At 50.0% G+C, this 19,256-nt stretch carries 10 protein-coding genes; 5 read left to right on the top strand and 5 right to left on the bottom strand.

Annotated features, from left to right (window positions below; translation table 11 throughout):
* The first annotated feature begins 235 nt into the window (after nt 1-235).
* The 3 genes from JSQ97_RS06405 (at nt 236) to JSQ97_RS06395 (ending at nt 4,822) form a co-directional block, all read left to right on the top strand.
* Nucleotides 236-1,657 carry a hypothetical protein gene (locus JSQ97_RS06405; RefSeq protein WP_205075300.1) on the top strand — a complete coding sequence of 474 codons (1,422 nt, stop codon included), beginning with the start codon at nt 236-238 and terminating at the stop codon, nt 1,655-1,657.
* A gap of 144 nt (nt 1,658-1,801) precedes the next feature.
* Nucleotides 1,802-3,706, top strand: coding sequence for an ABC transporter permease (locus JSQ97_RS06400; protein ID WP_205075299.1), 1,905 nt, complete (start codon nt 1,802-1,804; stop codon nt 3,704-3,706).
* A 3-nt stretch (nt 3,707-3,709) separates the two neighbouring features.
* Complete coding sequence (locus tag JSQ97_RS06395) at nt 3,710-4,822, top strand: ABC transporter ATP-binding protein (protein WP_205075298.1); 1,113 nt, start codon at nt 3,710-3,712, stop codon at nt 4,820-4,822.
* A gap of 149 nt (nt 4,823-4,971) precedes the next feature.
* On the opposite strand, the gene JSQ97_RS06390 is transcribed toward JSQ97_RS06395, so the two are convergent.
* From JSQ97_RS06390 to JSQ97_RS06380, 3 genes are all read right to left on the bottom strand, one after another.
* Complete coding sequence (locus JSQ97_RS06390; RefSeq protein WP_370590041.1) at nt 4,972-5,970, bottom strand: hypothetical protein; 999 nt, start codon at nt 5,968-5,970, stop codon at nt 4,972-4,974.
* Between the two features lie 311 nt (nt 5,971-6,281).
* Nucleotides 6,282-8,132: a dihydroorotate dehydrogenase gene (locus JSQ97_RS06385; protein WP_205075297.1), complete on the bottom strand. Its 1,851-nt coding sequence runs from the start codon at nt 8,130-8,132 to the stop codon at nt 6,282-6,284.
* 563 nt (nt 8,133-8,695) lie between these two features.
* Complete coding sequence (locus tag JSQ97_RS06380; protein ID WP_205075296.1) at nt 8,696-9,427, bottom strand: hypothetical protein; 732 nt, start codon at nt 9,425-9,427, stop codon at nt 8,696-8,698.
* 101 nt (nt 9,428-9,528) lie between these two features.
* Between JSQ97_RS06380 and JSQ97_RS06375 the strand changes: the two genes are divergently transcribed.
* A complete protein-coding gene (locus JSQ97_RS06375; protein WP_205075295.1) occupies nt 9,529-12,408 on the top strand; it encodes a PD-(D/E)XK nuclease family protein in 2,880 nt (959 codons plus the stop codon).
* A 14-nt stretch (nt 12,409-12,422) separates the two neighbouring features.
* Nucleotides 12,423-16,130, top strand: coding sequence for a UvrD-helicase domain-containing protein (locus tag JSQ97_RS06370; RefSeq protein WP_205075294.1), 3,708 nt, complete (start codon nt 12,423-12,425; stop codon nt 16,128-16,130).
* A gap of 46 nt (nt 16,131-16,176) precedes the next feature.
* Here the strand turns inward: JSQ97_RS06370 and JSQ97_RS06365 are convergent, their stop codons facing one another.
* Nucleotides 16,177-17,238: a glycosyl hydrolase family 18 protein gene (locus JSQ97_RS06365; protein ID WP_205075293.1), complete on the bottom strand. Its 1,062-nt coding sequence runs from the start codon at nt 17,236-17,238 to the stop codon at nt 16,177-16,179.
* A 19-nt stretch (nt 17,239-17,257) separates the two neighbouring features.
* The gene (locus JSQ97_RS06360) at nt 17,258-18,865 is read right to left on the bottom strand and encodes an ATP-binding cassette domain-containing protein (RefSeq protein ID WP_205075292.1); all 1,608 of its coding nucleotides are present in this window, start codon (nt 18,863-18,865) and stop codon (nt 17,258-17,260) included.
* Nucleotides 18,866-19,256: the final 391 nt, after the last annotated feature.

Below are 19,256 nucleotides of genomic sequence, written 5' to 3'. Positions count from 1 at the left end.
GCATTGTTGAGCACATCGGCCTTCGGCAATGCCGCGTTATTGTTGCTTCGCTACCTCATATTTTTATGTCATTTTACCCTCGATATTTTTTTATTGACAACTCGATTTTTCTCATTTATACTGAAAAGAAATCAATCTAAAAAAGCAGGCGCAGTCGCTTTATGCATCTGTTTTACGCAAACGGATGCGAGCTTGTATTTTATCTATCGTTTATACATTAGGAGGAAGATGTAGTATGATCAAAAAAAATCTATTTAAAACGGCGATACTCGGCTTAGCGGTCTTGTGTATCGCTGCATGCGGCAGCGGTAAAAAAGCCGGTTCCACTGCGGACATCGTTGCAAAAGCAAGCAAAATGCCGCTTGAAAAACTCGAAGCGGCCGCAAAGGCGGAAATGGAAGCATCGAACGACACTTTCAAAATCGTCGGTTTGACTTCCGCGTTGAAAACGGCTGCAACGAAATTCGCGGAACACTACGATTGGCTGCACTACGGTACGAAAGACGGCAAAGACAATGTCTACGTAAACAACAGCTATAAGGATTACACGTTGTTGACGGCGCTCGAAGTCGCGGACAAAACGTATTTTGCCGACTATGCGCTCGTTCAGGATGTCCGCTCTCTCGCCGACTACGATGCCGCGGGTATTGTGTGCAACTTCGTTCCGTCGGATTGGAAAGAGATGGGATTATCCGAAGCGGACACGTATCCCTTAAAAGGCATTCACTTCAATAAAATATTTTATACGAATACGAATTTTGAAAAAGTTACCGGAAAAAAATTATACAATATTTGGCAGCTCGCCGGAACGTCGGCCGACCCCGATCACTTGGACAAAGTATCGTTCCAATCTCCGGTTACCGAACAAATCAATATGTCTTTTCTCTTAAGCTGCGAAGCTCCGGCAAATCAAGCGCGCATCGAAAAAGCGTACAAAAATTATTACAACAAAGATTGGAGCGCTTCGGAAACGGGCTACGCTTCAGCCGGTGAACAGTGGGTTACCGAAATGATTGCAAATATTTCACGCTGGCATGCATCCGACGGTACGGCGATGAAAGAAACTCAGCTCAAATACGATTGGGACCGCGGCTATGTGTACTACGGTGCGTTCGCAAAGATGAAAGACGCTGCGACAAAGTATTACGGCGGCATCGTCGGTGCGGATCCTTCGTTCTACGAAAAAGAAGACGTCAAAGACAAAAACGGAAAAGTCATCGGCAAAGCGGGAACGATTCAAGCGAAAAAGACGGTACAGTTCGATTGGGAAATCGACGGCTTCAACGGATTTATGTATACGATGTGTTCTCAAATCGTTAATAATGCCGCGCATCCGTATACCGCATGTCTGTTCGCACGCTTTTTGCTGACGAAGGAATGCTACGAAGCGATGGTTTACAATTCCGCGACTCCGTCGGCGGACGGCAAAAAAGCGAATCAATACGGATATTATTTCCCGTGCTCGAACGACATCACCTACGCAAAAGGCGATTGGGATAAAGACACGCACATCGCAAGAGAGATCAACGAAAATTACGCATTTTTAAAAAATATCAAAGTCTCCCAAGTCAATAAACTGTTGGCGCTCGTTACGTCGAACAGCAAAGCGACGGAAGTGACAAAGCAGGAGCAGGCGGAAGACGAAGCAAAAAAATAATCCGCCGCATCGCTTAAAATCTTAATAATCAACCGGCGGCCGGCTAATCGCATTAAAGATTAACCGGCATGTACGGCGGGCGGAAAGCGATACCGCGTTTTCATCCGCCGTCGGCGCGGTTGGATTATTTGGGAGAAAATACATATGACCGATAATCAAACACTAAAAACACAACCCGCTCCGTTTTATTTTAAAAAAATTTTAAATCACATAAAACAATTTTTTTCAAAGTCTTCCAATTGCATCATCGTTTTTTTCGGTATCGTGTTGACGATCACCGTCATCTATCCGCTTTTTTCGATGGTCAAAGATTCGTTTACGGTTCAAAGCGTTTCGGAAGCAAAAAACATCAATGAGATTTGGGATGCGGCCGTAAAGCGCGGCGATTTTACGTTTTTGCAATGGCCGTCGCTGTTGTTCAACAAATTGACGCCGCTGTATTCGAAAAACTTTTTTTGGATCCCGCTGTATCGTTCCGTACTCATGGCGCTGATCGCCTGTACGATCGCGGTCGTATTCGGCGGCAACCTCGCATTCTTTATCACGCGGACGAACATACCGTTTAAGCGCTTTATCTCAACGGTATTCGTTTTTCCGTATATCATGCCGTCGTGGTCGATCGCGATGTTTTGGGAAAATTTTTTCAAAAACACGAACGTAAGCGGCAGCCCCGGAGAAGGACTGCTGCAGGCGTTGACAGGCATAAGCGCGCCGCAATGGCTCGTCTACGGTTTTTTCCCGACGGCAATCGTGCTCGGTCTGCACTACGCGCCGTTCGCGTACATATTGATCGGCGGCATACTGCGGAACATGGATGCGAACCTTGAAGAAGCGGCGACGATTTTAAAAGCGTCGCGCTTAAAAATCGTCAGAAGAATTACCCTGCCGATCGTCGCGCCCGCGATGATATCGACGGTTTTGCTGGTGTTTGCGAGTTCCATTTCAAGCTACACCGTTCCGCAGTTTTTAAATAAAGACGGATCGTTCAATTCGATTTCGATCACGCTGCGCTCGGCGCTGATGACGGGGAAAAAAGGCGAAGGCTACGTCATCGCAACGATACTGCTGATTTTCAGCGTGTTGATTTTGACGCTGAACAACTGGTTTACAAAAAGCCGCAGGAGCTTTACGACGGTATCCGGCAAATCGGGACAAATCACCAAAATCGATTTGAAAAAAGCGAAGTGGCCGATCGCCGTTACGACGCTCGTTATCGTAACGTTCTTTGCCGTCATTCCGCTGCTTTCGTTCGTACTCGAAAGCCTCGAAGAAACGGCCGGAGATTTTTCTTCGATTACGCTCAAATATTGGATCTCTCCGACGCCCGCAATCGACGACGCCTTTGTCGGCGCGCGCGATTATTCTCTGAACGGCATCTTTCACAACAGCACGATTTTGCATTCGTTCGGCAGAACCATAATCGTCGCCGTCATCGTTTCGTTTATCTGCGGAACTTGCGGCATTTTGATCGGATACGCCGTCAGCAAAAACAGGAGAAGCCGTCTTGCCAATTACGTTTCCAGTTTGGCGTTCTTGCCGTACTTGATTCCCGCGTTGAGTTTCAGCACGATTTTCTTTTCACTGTCGAAGACGAATGCGTTTCATTTTTTGGACGTTGCGACGACGCTCAGCGAATGGTCAGCCGTCGCGCTGTGCATCATCGTCGGAGGCATAAAGTTTTTGCCCTTTGCGTCGCGCAGCGGAACGAACGCGATGCTGCAGGTTTCGGGTGAAATCGAAGAAGCTGCGATGATCACCGGCTGTCCGTGGGGTAAGCGGATGACGAAGATTTTGTTTCCCATCCAAAAATCGAGTTTTATAAGCGGCTATCTGCTGCCGTTTATATCCTGTATGAGAGAGTATACGCTGTTTGCACTGATCACATCGAGCGTTACGCTGTCGACAAACGTTCTCGAATACTACACGAGAAACGGCGTCGATCAGCTTGCGAACGGTATCAACCTGTTACTGGTCGTATTTGTTATTGTTATTAATTTATCGATTAATAAATTTACCGGCGCATCTATTGATAAAGGAATTGGAGGTTAATATATGCCGCGAATAGAATTACACGATGTTTCAAAACGATGGGGCGATTTTGTCGGAGTCAATCATCTCAACATGGTTATCGAAGACAGAGAATTCATCACGCTGCTCGGTCCGTCCGGCTGCGGAAAGACGACGACACTGCGCATGATCGCAGGGCTTGAAACGCCGACGGAAGGCAGGATCACCATCGGCGATACGGTCGTCTTCGATTCGGAAAAAGGCATCAACGTTTCGCCCGACAAGCGCGATATCGGCTTTTTGTTTCAAAACTACGCGTTGTGGCCGCACATGACCGTGTATAAAAACATCGCCTTCGGTCTTGAAAATTTAAAGTGGCCGAAAAGCAAAATCGAAGAACGCGTACGGGAAGTTTTAAAGACTTTAAAAATCGAAGAATTCAAAGACCGCTATCCGGCCGAATTGTCGGGCGGACAGCAGCAGCGCGTCGCGATCGCACGGACGCTCGCGCCCAAACCGAAAGTGCTTTTTATGGACGAGCCGCTTTCAAACCTCGACGCAAAACTGCGCAGCGAAATGCGCACGGAATTGAAGCGCCTGCATTCGGACACGAACTCGACTTTCGTCTACGTTACGCATGACCAGCTCGAAGCGATGACGCTTGCGACGCGCATCTGTTTGATCGAAAAGGGCGACCTGCAGCAGTACGATCCGCCGCTCGTCGTCTACAACCGTCCGGCGAATTTGTTCGTTGCGGATTTTATCGGAAACCCGACGATGAATTTTATTCCGGCAAAAGCGAAGCAGACGGCAAAAAACGAACTCGCGGTACAATTTTTCGGCATCGATGCGGTGTTCGCGTGCGAAAAAGACGTGCAGCTTGAAAGAGAAGACGTCATCATCGGCATCCGTCCGGAATTTCTTCCGATCAGGGACAGCGGCGCCATCGAGGGACTTGCGTATTCGACGCTTCCGTCGGGTATGGAAACGATCGTCAAAATCAACCTCAAAGGCGATATTTTATCTTCCGTCGTATTCGGTTCGATCGACTATGCTGTCGATAAGCCGATCCGTTTCGACATCGTGGGCAACGATATCATCGTATTCGATAGCGAAACGAAAAAAAATATCTGCCTCGGCTCCGTTAAAGTTAAATAATAATTATTAATTATTTTAATAAACGACCTCGCTGCTCTGCGGCGAGGTCGTTGTTTTGTACGGAAGTACGGCATCTCGAAAAAGTCGTTCACGGTCGGTTTTTTGAGATGTCCTAAAGAATTTTAAGATTAATAATTTTTTTTCGATACTCATTCGTCGAAAATTTCTTTTCTGTGCCGTGTACCGAGCCGTTCGAGGTCGCGGGCGAGCGATGCGTTTTTTTCGGATGAGCGTTCAGGGTATGCGCTCTCATTATCGTCGTTCGTGCCGCCGCATGCGTTTTCATCGCTGCCTTCCGTACCGTCACACGCGGTTCCGCCGTCTTCGTCCTCCACCCGATTTTTTTGATAGGCTTTCAAATCGATGAGAAAGCGGTTCATTGAAAAATGCTGATAGACGAAAACACTATTCCACGCATCGCTGCCGGCATAGGCGGCTTTGAGTGCATCGCGGTACGGAGTAAATATGCCCCGCGCTTTCAATTCCGCGTAGCCGACAAGCCACAGCTGAGGAGGATTAAAACACTCGCCGATTTTTGTGCCGACCGTATCGAGCAGACTGCACTCGCCATCATTTACACCGGTCGTGCCGAAGCCGCCGCTTGTTCCCCGTTTTCCGCGTGCGCCGTTTTCCCAAAGCGCGCGATGCAGTTTTGCCGTGTGCCGGGCCATCCACAGCTGGCTTATCTCGATGAGCTTTGCAATTTCAGGATCGGCTTTTTGCAGGGCGCGCAGATGATGCGTTTTCGCGGTGTGTACCGGCGTTTTATTGAGGATGACGACGTTTTTTCTGAAGTCGGTGTGCAGTTCGGGGTTGCGGCGAAAAAAACCGTCGGCGATTTTCCCGCTCTGTCCGACGAGGTAGCGATTGTTAATCGAAAGCTGTTCGTCTTTGCCCGGGTTGTCGCCGATGACGATCAATTTGATTTCATCATTTTCGGAAACGTCGTCGAGCGCACGGTTATACACGACCGCCGTTTCGACAGGATAATCCGGCGTGTCCTTTTGCGCGGCAGTTTTTTGCAGCGTTTCAAGCGCCGAAGCATAGTGCGACCACTCGGCAACGCGAGAGCGGAATTCGTCGCGGAATTCGACAAAAGCCTTGAACTGCGAGCGAAGCATCACCGCTCCCCGTATTTTTCGGAACATATCGGATAAAGCAAAAAAAATGTCATGTGGTGAGTATAGCCCATAGCGCGCGTTTACTGAATAGCAGAGCGAAATACAAATGAGCGCCGTTGAAAAGTCGAGCGGCCTTTTGACGGTTTCAAAATATTTTCGCGTTAGCGGCGGAAGGGGAGGGGGCGCGGTTTTGCAAAACCGCGTCCCCTGTACGCAAACGCGCGACAATTTCCGCGCGTTTGTACCGGAGCGAAGGCGGAGCCCCGTACAGAGCGGCGGCGGACTTGTCCGCCGCAACGCCCGAATTATTAATTTAAAACGGTTTACCGATGTGATTTTTATCTTTCATGCGCGATGCCGCACATATCGTACACGGACGCGTAACCTTTGCGCTTCATAAACGCTTCGATGCCGGAAAGCACTTCGAGCATCGTGAGCGGATCGGCAAATGTGTTCGTGCCGACTTCGACGGCGAGCGCGCCCGCCATGATAAACTCGACAGCGTCTTCCCATTTTTCGATACCGCCGATGGCGACGATCGGCACGCGTTCGTGGGGCGCGAGAGGGCGCATCGCTTCGAAGGTTTCCCACACGAGGCGCACGGCGATCGGACGAACGGCAGGGCCGCCGAAGCCCGCTTTGATTTTATCGAACACCGGTACGCCGCGCTCTATGTCGACGGCGACGCCTTGAAACGAATTGCCGATGCTGAGCGCGTCCGCACCCGAGCGGATGCACGCGAGCGCGACGCCCGTAAAATCGGGCGCTTGCGGCGTAAGCTTTACGATGAGCGGTTTTTTCGTTACGGCGCGTACTTCGCGCACCGCCGTTTCCGCATTCGTACAGGTCATGCCCCACGCCGCTCCTCCCGCCGCAACGTTCGGACACGAAATATTCAGTTCGATGATCGGGACGGCGGTTTTATCGAGCAGCTTTGCGCCTTCGACGTAGGTTTCAAGCGTCGAACCGGAGAGATTTGCTATCGTCACCGGTTTGAGCTTCAGCATATCGGGCAGTTCGAAATCGATAAAATGAGCGATGCCCGGATTTTGCAGCCCGATCGAATTCATGAGGCCGGAAGGCGTTTCCCATAAGCGGATACCCGTATTCCCTTCGCGCGCTTCGAGCGTCAGCCCCTTGCTTGCAATGCCGCCGAGCTTTCCGACGTCGAATACGGAAGCGTATTCCGTGCCGAATCCGAAGGTACCCGACGACGCGATGACGGGATTTTTAAACCGCACACCGGCGATCTCGATCGACAGGTTGGGCAAGCCGTCGAGTGCTTTCCGAGACGGCTTCGATCGGGGCTTCGGAAATTCGAGGATGCGGCTGTCGAAAACGGGGCCGTCTTTGCAGCAGCGTTTGTTGCCTTCGCTCGTGTGAATCGTACAGCCGAGACAGACGCCCATACCGCAGGCCATGCGGCTTTCCATGCTTATATAACACGGAATACCTGCGCTTTCGGCTATGCGTTTTACGTACGAAAGCATCGGAGCCGGCCCGCATGCGTATACGGCGCCGTAGCCTCCTGCACGGAGCGCATCTTCGGTAAGGGCTGCGGGAAGCATGCCGTGAACGCCTTCGCTTCCGTCGTCCGTCGTAATTATTAATTTTTCCGGGCGGATATGCTCCAAACCGTAAGAGCCGCTTTTAAAGCTTGCAAAAAAATCGTAGGAGCACGGAGGGAGCGTTTCGGCGAAGGCCGCGACGGGCGCGACACCGATGCCGCCGCCTGCGATGCAGATTTTTGTATCGGGTTTCGGAACGGGAAATGTGTTTCCGACAGGCCCGAGCATGAGTACGGCATCTCCCGCTTTCAGCGCGCACAACTCCCTTGTGCCGCGTCCCTTTACGAGTATGAGAAACTGCACTTCGATTTTGTCCGCGCGCTCTTCGGCATGAAATACGCTCACCGGCCGCCCCAAAAGCACGCCCGACGTTTCGGCGCGGAGCATGTAAAACTGCCCTGCGAGCGGCATACAGGCACCCCCGCGCACGGCGCTTTCTCTGTGTGCGGCCGCCTCCCGCTCCGACGCAGGGCGATGTGCAGCTGCGGGCGCTGATTTCGAGACGGCGGCTTTTAATAAAAAAACACTTCCTTCAGGACGCGCGCCTTTTTCTTTTTCACAGAATATAACGGTGCCTCTTGCATAGAGCGGAGGAGATTTGCATTGGACAGTATCGGACATACCGTAAAGATATGATTTTATGGGGATTAGAGCAAGATGGGCAAAGATGTTTTGAAAAATGTATAAAAAGGTAAAGGTACACGATATTTTCCAAAACGGATGCAATCGCTTTCGGCTCATAGCCGAGTTGACTGTATTTAAATCCGATATCGGAATTGAACATTTCAAAATTGGAAATATTGTGCCGTTTGACATAAGTTTTTCAGTATAACATTGAAAAAGTTTTGTATTATAGTAATTTTTTAAGTTGTAGCTGAAAAAAATGCAGTTTAGGCGATTTTTAAAAAAGTTTTTTCCTTAATGTTTGCCTTAAAATTAAAAAGTTTATTCGTGCGGAGGGTTTAATACCCCGACGCTTGCGTCGTAACAAAGGGTATTAAAGCCGACTGCAACGACCTTATGAGAACAACATACCGCGACGCTCTGCGTCGGGGTTGTTGATTTTAAATCCCGCACTCGAGTTTTCGGCGGGCGAAACGCTTCGGCTGCACGGAGGTGTATCGTATGAGCGTCGTCATGTCGATATGCAAAGCGCGTGTTTCGTGTGCTTTGCATACCCGCTTTTACCGTACCGTAATGATAAAGTCTTTATTCGCTTTTTTAAAATCGTATGCGTATGTTTTTCCGCTGCGCGAAACGACGGCGAAACAGGCGTACGACGGAAGCGAATCTTCGAGCGGAGAATCGACCGTGTCCGTATCGCCGAAGTCTTTTAAAACGGCGACGCCTGCCTTTTGCCATATTCCGTTTTTATCGTTGAACGCGTACAGCATAAACGAAATATTTTTATCGCTGGTTTCGCTCACGAATTTGACATTGTCTTTAAAAACGCCGGGAATGCTCCGTACGTCGACTGTCACCGCATTTTTTTTATAACTTTCGTCGGCTGAGCCGTTCGGCGAATGGATTTTGATACGCAAGTCGTTGTGCTTTTTTTCCGTTTCGTATTCGTACACTCCGTTTCCGTCGGGAATGACGGCGACGTATTCGACTTTGCGTATTTTGTCTTCAAAATCGGAATCGATAGTATCGCCGTCGTAAAAACCTTTGAGCAAAGCTTTGCCGTATAAATTCCACGATGCTTTTTTCGAATCGTAGATGTATACGCGGAACGAAATATTTTCGTCGTCCGACAGGTTGATAAGCTTGATATTGTCTTTCATTTTGCCCGGAACGGCGGCGGACGAAACGGCGATGACGGATGCTTTCGGATCGTCGAAGGCCGGAGCATTTTGCTGTGCGAACGCTCCGCATGCGATCACCGCCGCAAGCCCCGCAATTATTAATTTTTTCATAAAAACCTCCTTACGGTAATTTATAGCGCGTGACAGGGCACCTGAATCCTGCCGTATCTATGAAACGCTTTATGTGCTATACTGGTTACAGCAATATCATTATGAAACGTATTGAACTTGAACCGGCGCGCATCGCGGATGTGCTGAAAGAAAATCTCGGACAGGAAGATGTCGTTTTTGTTTTTCCGACCGATGTCGCCCTCGTTTCATGGGCGGAATGGTGCGTAAAAAATCCTCAAGCGTCGGGTGTTAAAGCCGTTGCGCTCGAGCGCTTTATCGCGTGGGATACTTTTAAAGAAAAATACGCCGTCGCAAAAGAGAGCGGCCGTCATGCCGTGCCTGCCGTGCTCCGAAAAGTATTCGTTCGAAATCTCATCGAAGAAAATGCCGCCGCCGTCCGAAGCGGTAAATCTCTTTTTAAGAGCATCGTACATCCGCAGTTTGCAGACGACGCCGATTCCTTTGCCGATTGGATCGCAAAAAATCTTCCGCTTTTGAAAACGTGGTATGAAAAATTTTCCCGCTATGCGAGCGAGCATCCCGAAGCGGCAGACGATGAAGACGAAGATTATCTTACGCTCTACCGGCGCTATGTCGATTTTTTAGGCGATGAGATGTTCGAGCCTGCGTGGCTCGTGCCGGACTTTACGGAAGAGCGTAAAAAATTTATTATTTTTTTTCCGGAACAGCTTGAAGATTTCGACGAATACGAAGCGGTCTTTGCTACTGCCGAAAACATAACTTCTTACGTGCTTCCCGAAAAAGAAATGCATGCGGGCGAAGTGTTCGTCTATCCCGATACGAGGACGGAGCTTCGAAGAACGGCGCTCTGCATTCGGGACATCGTCGGAAAAAGCGGCGGAGAACTTTCGTATGAAGATGTCGCGCTGCACGTTCCCGAACTCGAAACCTACCGGCCGTATATCGAACGGGAACTTACGAACTACCGCATTCCCTTTGTCGTGCGAAGCGGGGTGCGCTTTACGGTCGGCAGCGCCGGCAGCATTTTTGAAGATATCGACGAATGCCGCAAAACCGATTATTCGTACGACAGCGTGCGCCGCCTCGTACTCGACGGGCGCGTGCCGTGGAAAAACAAAGCGCTCAACGAAAGCCTTGTGCGCGAAGGGAACCGGCTGCACTGCATCTGCAATTACGGCGGCGGAGACGTATGGATCGAATCGCTCGGCAAATCCGGACGAAGCGAGCGTGAGCTTGAATTATACAAGCGAGTAAAAAAATCGATCGAAGCCGTTACGGGTGCGAAGACCTTCGAAGGCTTGCGGACGGCGTGGCTTATGTTTAAAAACGAATTCCTCTGCGATGACGAGTTCAGCGTCGAAGCGAACAATGTTCTCGGCCGCTGCATTGCAGAACTTGAGACGCTTGTCGCTATCGAAAAGGATTATATCGTGCCGCTTGATTTGAAGCTTCGCTCTCCGTTTTCTTTTTTTATCAACGAGCTGAGAAGCAAAACCTATCGCCCGCAGGATGCGCTTTCGGGACTTTCCGTCTTCGATTATAAAGTCGCATCCTGCGCCGCCTATCCTGTCAATATCGTCATCAACTGTACGCAGGACGCGCTTACCGTCGTCCGTAAGCCGCTCGGTTTTCTCAATACGCAAAAACGCCGTGCGCTCGGCATACGCGATTCCGATGCAGCGTCTACCGCCTTTATCAGGCTGTACGGAAAATTTAATAATGCGGACAGCGCGCGGAGTATCTTTTCGTGCAGCGAACGGACTTTCTCAGGCTTTGCGATCCCGCATACGTATTTCGATATCGCTCCCGTCGAAAAAAATCATACGCCGTTCGACGAACTCGATGCAAACGATTTTATCCTCAATGAAAAAAAATGGTTTTTATCGGAATCGAATGCTCCCCGCGCTTTGAGCGACCTGCAAAAGGTGCAGTATGAACATTGGAAAGCGTCTTCGGATTTTTCCGTAAATGCTCCCCGCCCGCAATCCGTAGACGCCGGTGTCAAAAAAACAATCGACTATGTTTTGAAAGAGCGCCGCACACCGAACGGCTCTTCAAGCGAAGACGCTTTTGCGATAAAGATCAGTCAAAGCGATATGCGGGATTTTTTCCCGTGTCCCCGGAAGTGGATTTTCAAATCGGTCGTCAAACTCCGCGAAGATTCCCTCGATGCGTCCTTATTCGAAAAATACGATCAGGGAAACATCAATCACAAAATCCTCGAATTGCTTTTTAAAACCTTTGATACGCTGCCGGTCACGGGTGAAGACGGAAGTTTCGGAGAGCGTGAAAACGACATACGAAAATTAATAAAAGAAAAAACAGGGGAAGCGATCCGCGACAAGTCGTTCGATTTTTATCAAAGCCCGATTGCGCTTCGCGTGCTCGAAGAGCAATCGCATAAATTCGAAAAGATCATCATCGATTTTCTGCACGAGTTTTGTAAAAAAGAAAAAGGTTTCGGCGGCTGCCGCGTCGTTTCGACGGAAGCGCTGTGTGAAGCGTGGGAGAACGAAAAACGCTACAAGTATTTCGGAAAAATCGACTGCATCCTTTCCGATGACGCGGGGCGGATCATCATCGTCGATTATAAAAATACGTCTCTTCCGTCGATCGCTTCGTGCCGCGCGGACGAAACGACAGGTACGCTCGACAATTTCCAATGCGCCATGTATGTAACGCTGTGGAATCTTACCGATCCCGTTAAAGTCGATAAAATGGTCTTCTGTTCGATAAAAAATGTGGGTGAAAGCGTCGCCGTTATCGACGATGAAAACGCAAAAAAAACGCCCGGATCCTATGAGCCGACGCTTTCGGCATTCGACCGCTATGCTTCCCTCTTTTACGAAAGGGTCGAAAACGGAAATCCCGAACCGCTTCGAAGTGCGCTGCGCGGGGATGACGCGCTCATCGCACCCGACGTGTATTCTGACTGTATGGCTTGCGATTTTAAAACGATCTGCCGAACGGCATATACGGTCGCATCTCACAAACTGTAACTCGGGAGCCTGCGATGAAAAACGATTATGCATACCTTGACCTTTTGGAACATCCGCTCGACGATCAGCAAAAAAAAGTGTGCTGCTCCGTAAAAAACGCCGTCGTCGCTGCGGGAGCGGGTTCCGGTAAAACGCAAGTGCTCGCGACGCGCTTTGCATGGCTCGTTATGGAATTCGATGATATCAGAGCGCCGGCTGTTTTGACGCTGACGTTTACGAAAAAAGCCGCCGCCGAAATGTATGCGCGCATTTACAAAACGCTCGTGTTTTTTTCAAAAAACGAACGAGTGCCCGAACGCCAAAGAAAAAACGCCGCGCGGGCTGTAAACGAATTTGCCGATGCCCGCATTCAAACGCTCGATTCGTACTGCGGTGCCGTCGTCCGTCAGGCTGCGAACCGTTACGGCATCCGTCCGGATTTTACGACGGGAAGTACGGACAGCGAGCGGAATATAAAAAATATTGCATTGCCCTTCGTGCTGAAAAATCTTTCACGTCCGGGCATCCGTCATTTTGCCGAAGCGGGCAAAGTGCAGGAGTTTTCCGATTCCCTCGTCGCAAAAATCATCGGCGATTACACTTCGCTCGCAACCGAAAGCGGCCGGTTTACGCGCTCCCTCGAAACGCAAAAATCGATAATTTCCGATGCGTGGAAAAAAATCGTAAGCGATAAGACTGGCGGCTCCCTCTTCGATATCGCCTCAAACGCTCTTTCGCTATGCAATGAGGCGAAAAGCGATGCGTCATGCAAGTGGCAAAAAAACGCCGCCGCCGTAAAACTTTTTTCCTTTATCGAAACGCAGCCTCTTCCCGATTTCGCTTCGACGGTGTTTTCGCCCGACGATGTGGAGACGAGCGAAGCGTTGTACGAAAAACTTTTTTCCGCCGCAAACTGGGTTACGGTTTTATCCGCCTTTAAGCCCGGCAACGCCGCTTCTTCCCTCAAAGCGATAAAAGCCTGTACCGAAAACCTTGCGCGCTATGCCGACGAACTCACATCCCTTGCCGTGTATGTCAAAGAGTTTCCGTATATCAAAGATATGTGCAGCCTCTTCGACGAACTGCTTGAGCTTGTAAACCGACAAAAGCGGACATCGGGCGCGCTGACGTTTAAAGACGTGAGCGATATGGCGCTGAAAATATTGATCGAACAAAAAGACATCCGCAATCAGGAAAAAGCCGCATTCAGTAAAATCATGATCGACGAATTTCAGGACAACAACGGCCGAAATCGCGATCTCCTCTTTCTCCTTGCGGAACGCCTCGACGAATATACCGAAGTCGCTTCTGACGATCCGGCTGCGATCCGAAAAGCGCTCGTGCCGAATATTGCCGGCGATACATTATTTTTTGTCGGCGATGAAAAACAGTCGATCTACAAATTCCGCGGAGCCGACGTGTCGGTGTTCAATGAATTGAAACGCGACCTTGCCTGCGGCGAAGACGAAGCGGAACTCCGCATGGTGTACAATTATCGATCATTTCCGGAACTGCTTACGAGCTTTAATCAGATATTCGGCGGCTTTTATAAATCAGGCGATGATTACGCGCACAAAGACGGCACACCCTCTCTCTTTTCGCAAACGCAGGGCGCCTCTTATGAAGCGCTGTACACGGAAAATACCGTCGCCCGCTATGTCGATAAGAGGACTCACGAACGCGGAGCGCCGATCGCGCTCGACAAATCAAATATCCGATCTCACTTTGCGCTTTTGCCTTACAATCAAAAAGATTACGCTCTCGAAAAGGGATCGGGTCTCGTACCCGACGTGCAGGAACAGCTTGCGTATTATATCGCGGAAAAAATCGTTAAAATGCACGAAGCGGGGGAGCCCTATGCGTCGTTTGCAGTGCTCGACAGGTCGCGTACAAAGAGAAATTATTTGAAGCGCCGGCTCGAACAGTTCCGCATTCCGTACGTACTCGACCGTCAAATCGATCTTTTCGCCGACGCTCCCGCAAACGATATATACGCATTCCTCAGGCTCTGCGTCTATCCGTCGGACATGAATGCCTTTGCGGCATTTTTGTGTTCGCCCTTCGCAGGCCTTACCGAAAACGATGTGAAAATCATCTTGGCAAACGCATCGGATTATCGCAATAAAGATTTTATATTCGCTCCGTTTTCGGACGATGAAAAAATTGCTGCCGCATTTGCAGAGGGGTCGATCGAAAGAGAACGCTATATCCGCGCAGCGGATTTTTTTAAAACGCATAAGGAGCGCGTGCTCGCCGAGCCGCTCACGAAAACGCTCAATACGCTGTGGTACGATATGGGCTACCGCTATGAAACGATGCTGAACCGCGCCGTAAGTCTCTTTGCCGAACAGTACGATCTGCTGTTCGAAGCGGCGCGGCAGGCGGACGCGGACGGAAAAGATGCGGCGTATTTTGTCGATATGCTCGCATCCGAAAAAGAAGCGGATAAAGGTTTCGCTTTCGGAGACGGCGATACGGGAATAGGCGACATATCCTATCCGATCGAAAAAGGAGATGCCGTTCAAATAATGACCGTTCACAAAAGCAAAGGCTTGCAGTTCGATCACGTGTTCGTACTCGGCGCTTTCGACAACGTAAAAAACGACAGCGAAGAAAAATATTTTTTCAGCGAAGAAGCGGGCGTTTCACTGAAGCCCGCCGAAGACGAGCGGAATTATTTTTTTATCAAACAGCGCGACGAAAACTTTGCGAAAGACATTGCCGAATTCCGACGTTTGATCTACGTCGCTGCAACCCGCGCGGTCAAAGATTATTATTTTGTCGGAACGTATTCGTACGACAAAGATCACAAACACCGATTAAGCGATACGTCCGTTTTCGATCCTGTCATCGCATATTATTATCCCGATTTTCTCGACTCGGACGCTGCGGTGCAATATACAAGCGGCGCGCCCTTCGACCTTGAGCGCATCGAAAAAAAATCGAAGCGGGAAATATACGCGTCTTCCCGTATACCCGAATCTATCGATGTCCTGCGAAAGCGTAAAATACGGGATGCCGATGTACTCTTTTCGTCTTCCGAAATCGATTTTATTAAAATGCCGGAAGTGCTTTCGAAACGCATTACGCCGAGTTCGTTGGAAAAACTCTATGATGCGGAGGCGGAAAGCACGGCGGAAGCGGGATCCGGAGAAGCCGCGCGATCCGATCTCTATCCCGAAATCGACGAGCTGCTTGAAAAACTTGCAAACGAAAACGTGCGTTTCGGCTTCGACGAATTCGGAACGCTCGTTCACGCCTGTCTTGAAAACGCGATGAACGGTTTCGATCCCGCCGGCATAAAACTCGCTTCGGAAAAGTATATGCGGAAACTGTCCGAAGCGCAGCAAGATAAAATGAGCGCCGTGTGTGAAAAAATCTGCGCGCGCTTTGCAGCGTCCGAATACGGTGCGCGTGCCCTAAAGGTGCGGGAAGAAGGCGCGTGGATAAAAACCGAATACGCCTTTAAAATGTGTATCGACTCTTACATCGTCACGGGTTCGATCGATTTGGTTTTCGATAACGGCGGCGGCACGTATACGATCGTGGACTATAAAACCGATCACGAAATCGATCCCGCGCGGTATTACCGTCAGCAAGCGTGTTACAGAAAGGCGGTCGCAACTCTCCGTAATGTGCCGGAAGAAAACGTGCGCTGCGTGCTCTACTACGTCAGGCATGACGAGTTTTCGGAAATTCCGCACGGAGATTTTTCGCTCAAAGACATCGCAACCGGCCTGTAAATTGCGCGGGATTGCCTTTGAAAATTTTATTAATTTTTTACAAGTTTCATTTTATTTTTATCCATTGCCAAAACGTTTTGTCTTCCTGCCCGAGCCGCCAAAATGAAATATTATTGATTTTCTTTTCTTCGTAGAGACGGCATTTTTTTACGAGCGAATAGGTATCGTCGAAATAGCCGGTCACGTTTACCGTAGCGGTGTAGTTTATCTTCGCGACGCCGCCTTCATCGCGCTCGAGTTTCGATACGCCGTTTTCAAGCATTTTCCGATTGACGCCGCTGAAATACCAGGCGCCCGCGTGCCGCTCTTCCGTCCATGTGCGTCCGTAAAACGGAAGTCCCATGACGATTTTTTCTTTGGGGATCACCGTAAGCGCATAGTCTGCGACGTTGGCGCACCACGCATAAGATGCGACCGGTCCCGGTCTGCTCGTGCTCCAGTGTTCGTCGTACGCCATGATGATAACGCGGTCGGCGATTTCTCCGATCGTCTTATACGGAAAGATGTCGTCGGAAATGGTGCGCGTCCGCGCGGGCACGCATACGCTTAAGATTTTGCCGCCGATCGCTTTTTTCATATCGCGCAAAAATGTTAAAAAATTCTCCCTGTCGCGCGCGGGGATATACTCCATATCGATACACAATCCGTCGAAGTCCGCCGCCGCTTCCGCAAGAGAGGTTTCAAATCCCTTTCGAAAACCGAGATCTTTATCCAACACAAAATGAACGAGCGCACGGCTGTCGCATGCAAAGGTAAGATGGACGCGGCCGGCGAACGACGGAAGCGATGAGCGGCGTGGCACTGCGTCGAGTTCCGCATAATTGTTGAGCGTCGCCGTAAAGAGCGCGATGTCGGTAACGGGCGCATCCAAATCGATTTCTTCGCCCCGCTCCTGAAGCGCAAAACCCCACACTTCACCGAAAGAAGAGTGTTCTCCGTCTATCGGCTCGCGGAGATATGCGGCGCCTTCGTTTTCAGCAAGTATTCGTTCTGCGCGTTCTTGCGGAGTTTCAGGCGGCGGTGTTTTATCTTTTTTCCCTCCGGCAAAAAGAAGCGCGGAAAAAAGTGCCAGTATCAAAATTATTAATTTTTGTCGATTGTCAATCATTTTTGCGTACTCCTGTTATTTATATCGTCAATATCGTATACATCGGCGTTTTGCCCGGATGGAGTTCGAGTATGTGTTTTTCGCACGCGAGCGCTTCATCGCTTTCATGTGTCACGTGAAGCAGCGTCGTCGTACCGCTGTGAGCGATCGTTTCGAGCAAGTCAAGCACCCTTCGCCGGTGACTTTCGTCGAGACCGTGACAGGGTTCGTCGAGTACGAGGATGAGCGGGCATTTTACCGCGGCGCGTAAAATCAAGACTGCGCGCTGTTCGCCGTAGCTGAGCGCGGAAAAAATTTCGTTACTGCGTCCGGAAAACCCGCCGAGCGAAAGCCACCTCTCAGCCGCCGCCGTTTCCATATCGGTCGCTTTTCCGTATAGACCGATCGAATCGCGGAATCCCGAAACGACGACGTCGCGCAGCACCGTTCCTCCGAGCATACGGTATTCGACGTGCATCCGGTACGATACGATGCCGAGCTTCGCTTTGATGTCCCACATCGTTTCACCGCTCCCTCGTCGAGAGCCGAATACGCGCACGTCGTTCGAATACACTTGCATATTGTCACCGGTTATCAATTCGAGAAAAGTCGTTTTGCCCGAACCGTTCGGACCTCTGATGAGCCAGTGTTCGCCTTCGTACAGCGTCCAGTTCAAATCGCTAAGCACGGCGCGTCCGTCCCATCCGACGTTGACGCGATGCATTTCGATAAGCACGCGGCGATCCGATTGCGTCTTTCCTTGTAAAGCGGGATCGTCATCCGTCATTTTCAAATCGCTTTGAAAATCAATAATTTGTCGGGCAAATGCGGCCTTGTCGGCGCCTCTCGTTTTCGCGTTTTCGATTTTTCGTTCTTCGATAATTTTTTCGTAATCGCCTCGCGTCCCGCAAAATGAAAGTGCGCCCTCGTTAAATTCGATCACATGCGTTACGGCATCGGGAATTTCGGTATAACGTTCCGCACCGAGGATGATATAGAGGTTCGCTTCGTTCGATGCGCGTTCGGCGCGCTGTTCGAGCGCGATCGCATTGAAAAAGTTTTTGAGGATCGTACGGCTTTCCGCATCGAGCCCCGCAAACGGCTCGCTTAAAATTAACAACTTTTTTTCTGAAACGAGGGCGCGAGCGAGCAGCGTGCGGCGGATCTCTCCGGTCGACATATATTTCAGCCCGCGCTCCAGCACCGCTTCGATGCCGCATAATTTTACCGCCCGATGAGATGCGATCGAATCGAGGAGTTCGGGCGGAACGGATTTTTTTTTGCCGATGTCTGTAAGCGCTTCCGCGATAAATGCCCGCCCCGTCCGTCCGATATCGACTCCGCCCTCGCAGTATTCGCTTTCGTCGTTCTCACGCTCTTCTTGAATGAGGGCGGCTGCGCGTTCAAGTGAAACGATTTCCGCAGAATTATTAAATTCGGAAAAAAATCGGCCGCGCGTCTCGCCGTCGTTCAGTACGATACCGAGTTCCCCCGCAAGCGCCGAAAGAAAGGCGGCTTTTCCTCCGCCGTTCGATCCCGTGACAAGCCACACTTCGCCCGTCCGCATAGTCCACGAAACGGACGCGATCAATATGCGCTTTGCGTTTTCGATGCGGCAATTTTCCAGTGTGATGAGCGCGCGTTGCATTGCATCAGTATAACGCAAAAATGCCGAAATGTGTATGGACGATTTTGCAGCCGTACGAAAAAGTCGGGGAACTTCGCGCTCGTTGCAAATCCCGCATTGTTCGGGTTTGCGTGCTCTTGACATGTTTCTACAAATAGTATTATACTGTTGTTACTGTTTGTAGAAACAGATAAAAGCAAATCCGCAGAGTGCGGATGTATAACAGGAGGTACGATTAAAAGCGCCGTCTGAAATATCGCCGTCGCTTTTAATCTCGAGTTTGCTTGGATGTTTGCAGAAGACGTGTATACGTGGCGTTTCGATAAAAATCGCATGAATACGATACGCTTTATTTTGCAAACTCGACTATTGAACGTGTGCGCGCACGCGCACGGCTAAAAACTTTTTCGGA

The organism is Treponema sp. Marseille-Q4523 (genome assembly GCF_016901105.1).
Taxonomy (GTDB): Bacteria; Spirochaetota; Spirochaetia; order Treponematales; family Treponemataceae; genus Treponema_D.
The sequence above is the reverse complement of the archived record's forward strand: the minus strand, read 5'-3'. Positions and strand labels throughout refer to the sequence as shown.

What these genes read in the sequence shown, in the direction of transcription:
- JSQ97_RS06405 (WP_205075300.1), top strand. Translation starts at nt 236, where the DNA reads ATGATCAAAAAAAATCTATTTAAAACGGCGATACTCGGCTTAGCGGTC.
- JSQ97_RS06360 (WP_205075292.1), bottom strand. Translation starts at nt 18,865, where the DNA reads ATGCAACGCGCGCTCATCACACTGGAAAATTGCCGCATCGAAAACGCA.
- JSQ97_RS06385 (WP_205075297.1), bottom strand. Translation starts at nt 8,132, where the DNA reads ATGTCCGATACTGTCCAATGCAAATCTCCTCCGCTCTATGCAAGAGGC.
- JSQ97_RS06370 (WP_205075294.1), top strand. Translation starts at nt 12,423, where the DNA reads ATGAAAAACGATTATGCATACCTTGACCTTTTGGAACATCCGCTCGAC.
- JSQ97_RS06375 (WP_205075295.1), top strand. Translation starts at nt 9,529, where the DNA reads ATGAAACGTATTGAACTTGAACCGGCGCGCATCGCGGATGTGCTGAAA.
- JSQ97_RS06365 (WP_205075293.1), bottom strand. Translation starts at nt 17,238, where the DNA reads ATGATTGACAATCGACAAAAATTAATAATTTTGATACTGGCACTTTTT.
- JSQ97_RS06395 (WP_205075298.1), top strand. Translation starts at nt 3,710, where the DNA reads ATGCCGCGAATAGAATTACACGATGTTTCAAAACGATGGGGCGATTTT.
- JSQ97_RS06400 (WP_205075299.1), top strand. Translation starts at nt 1,802, where the DNA reads ATGACCGATAATCAAACACTAAAAACACAACCCGCTCCGTTTTATTTT.
- JSQ97_RS06380 (WP_205075296.1), bottom strand. Translation starts at nt 9,427, where the DNA reads ATGAAAAAATTAATAATTGCGGGGCTTGCGGCGGTGATCGCATGCGGA.
- JSQ97_RS06390 (WP_370590041.1), bottom strand. Translation starts at nt 5,970, where the DNA reads ATGTTCCGAAAAATACGGGGAGCGGTGATGCTTCGCTCGCAGTTCAAG.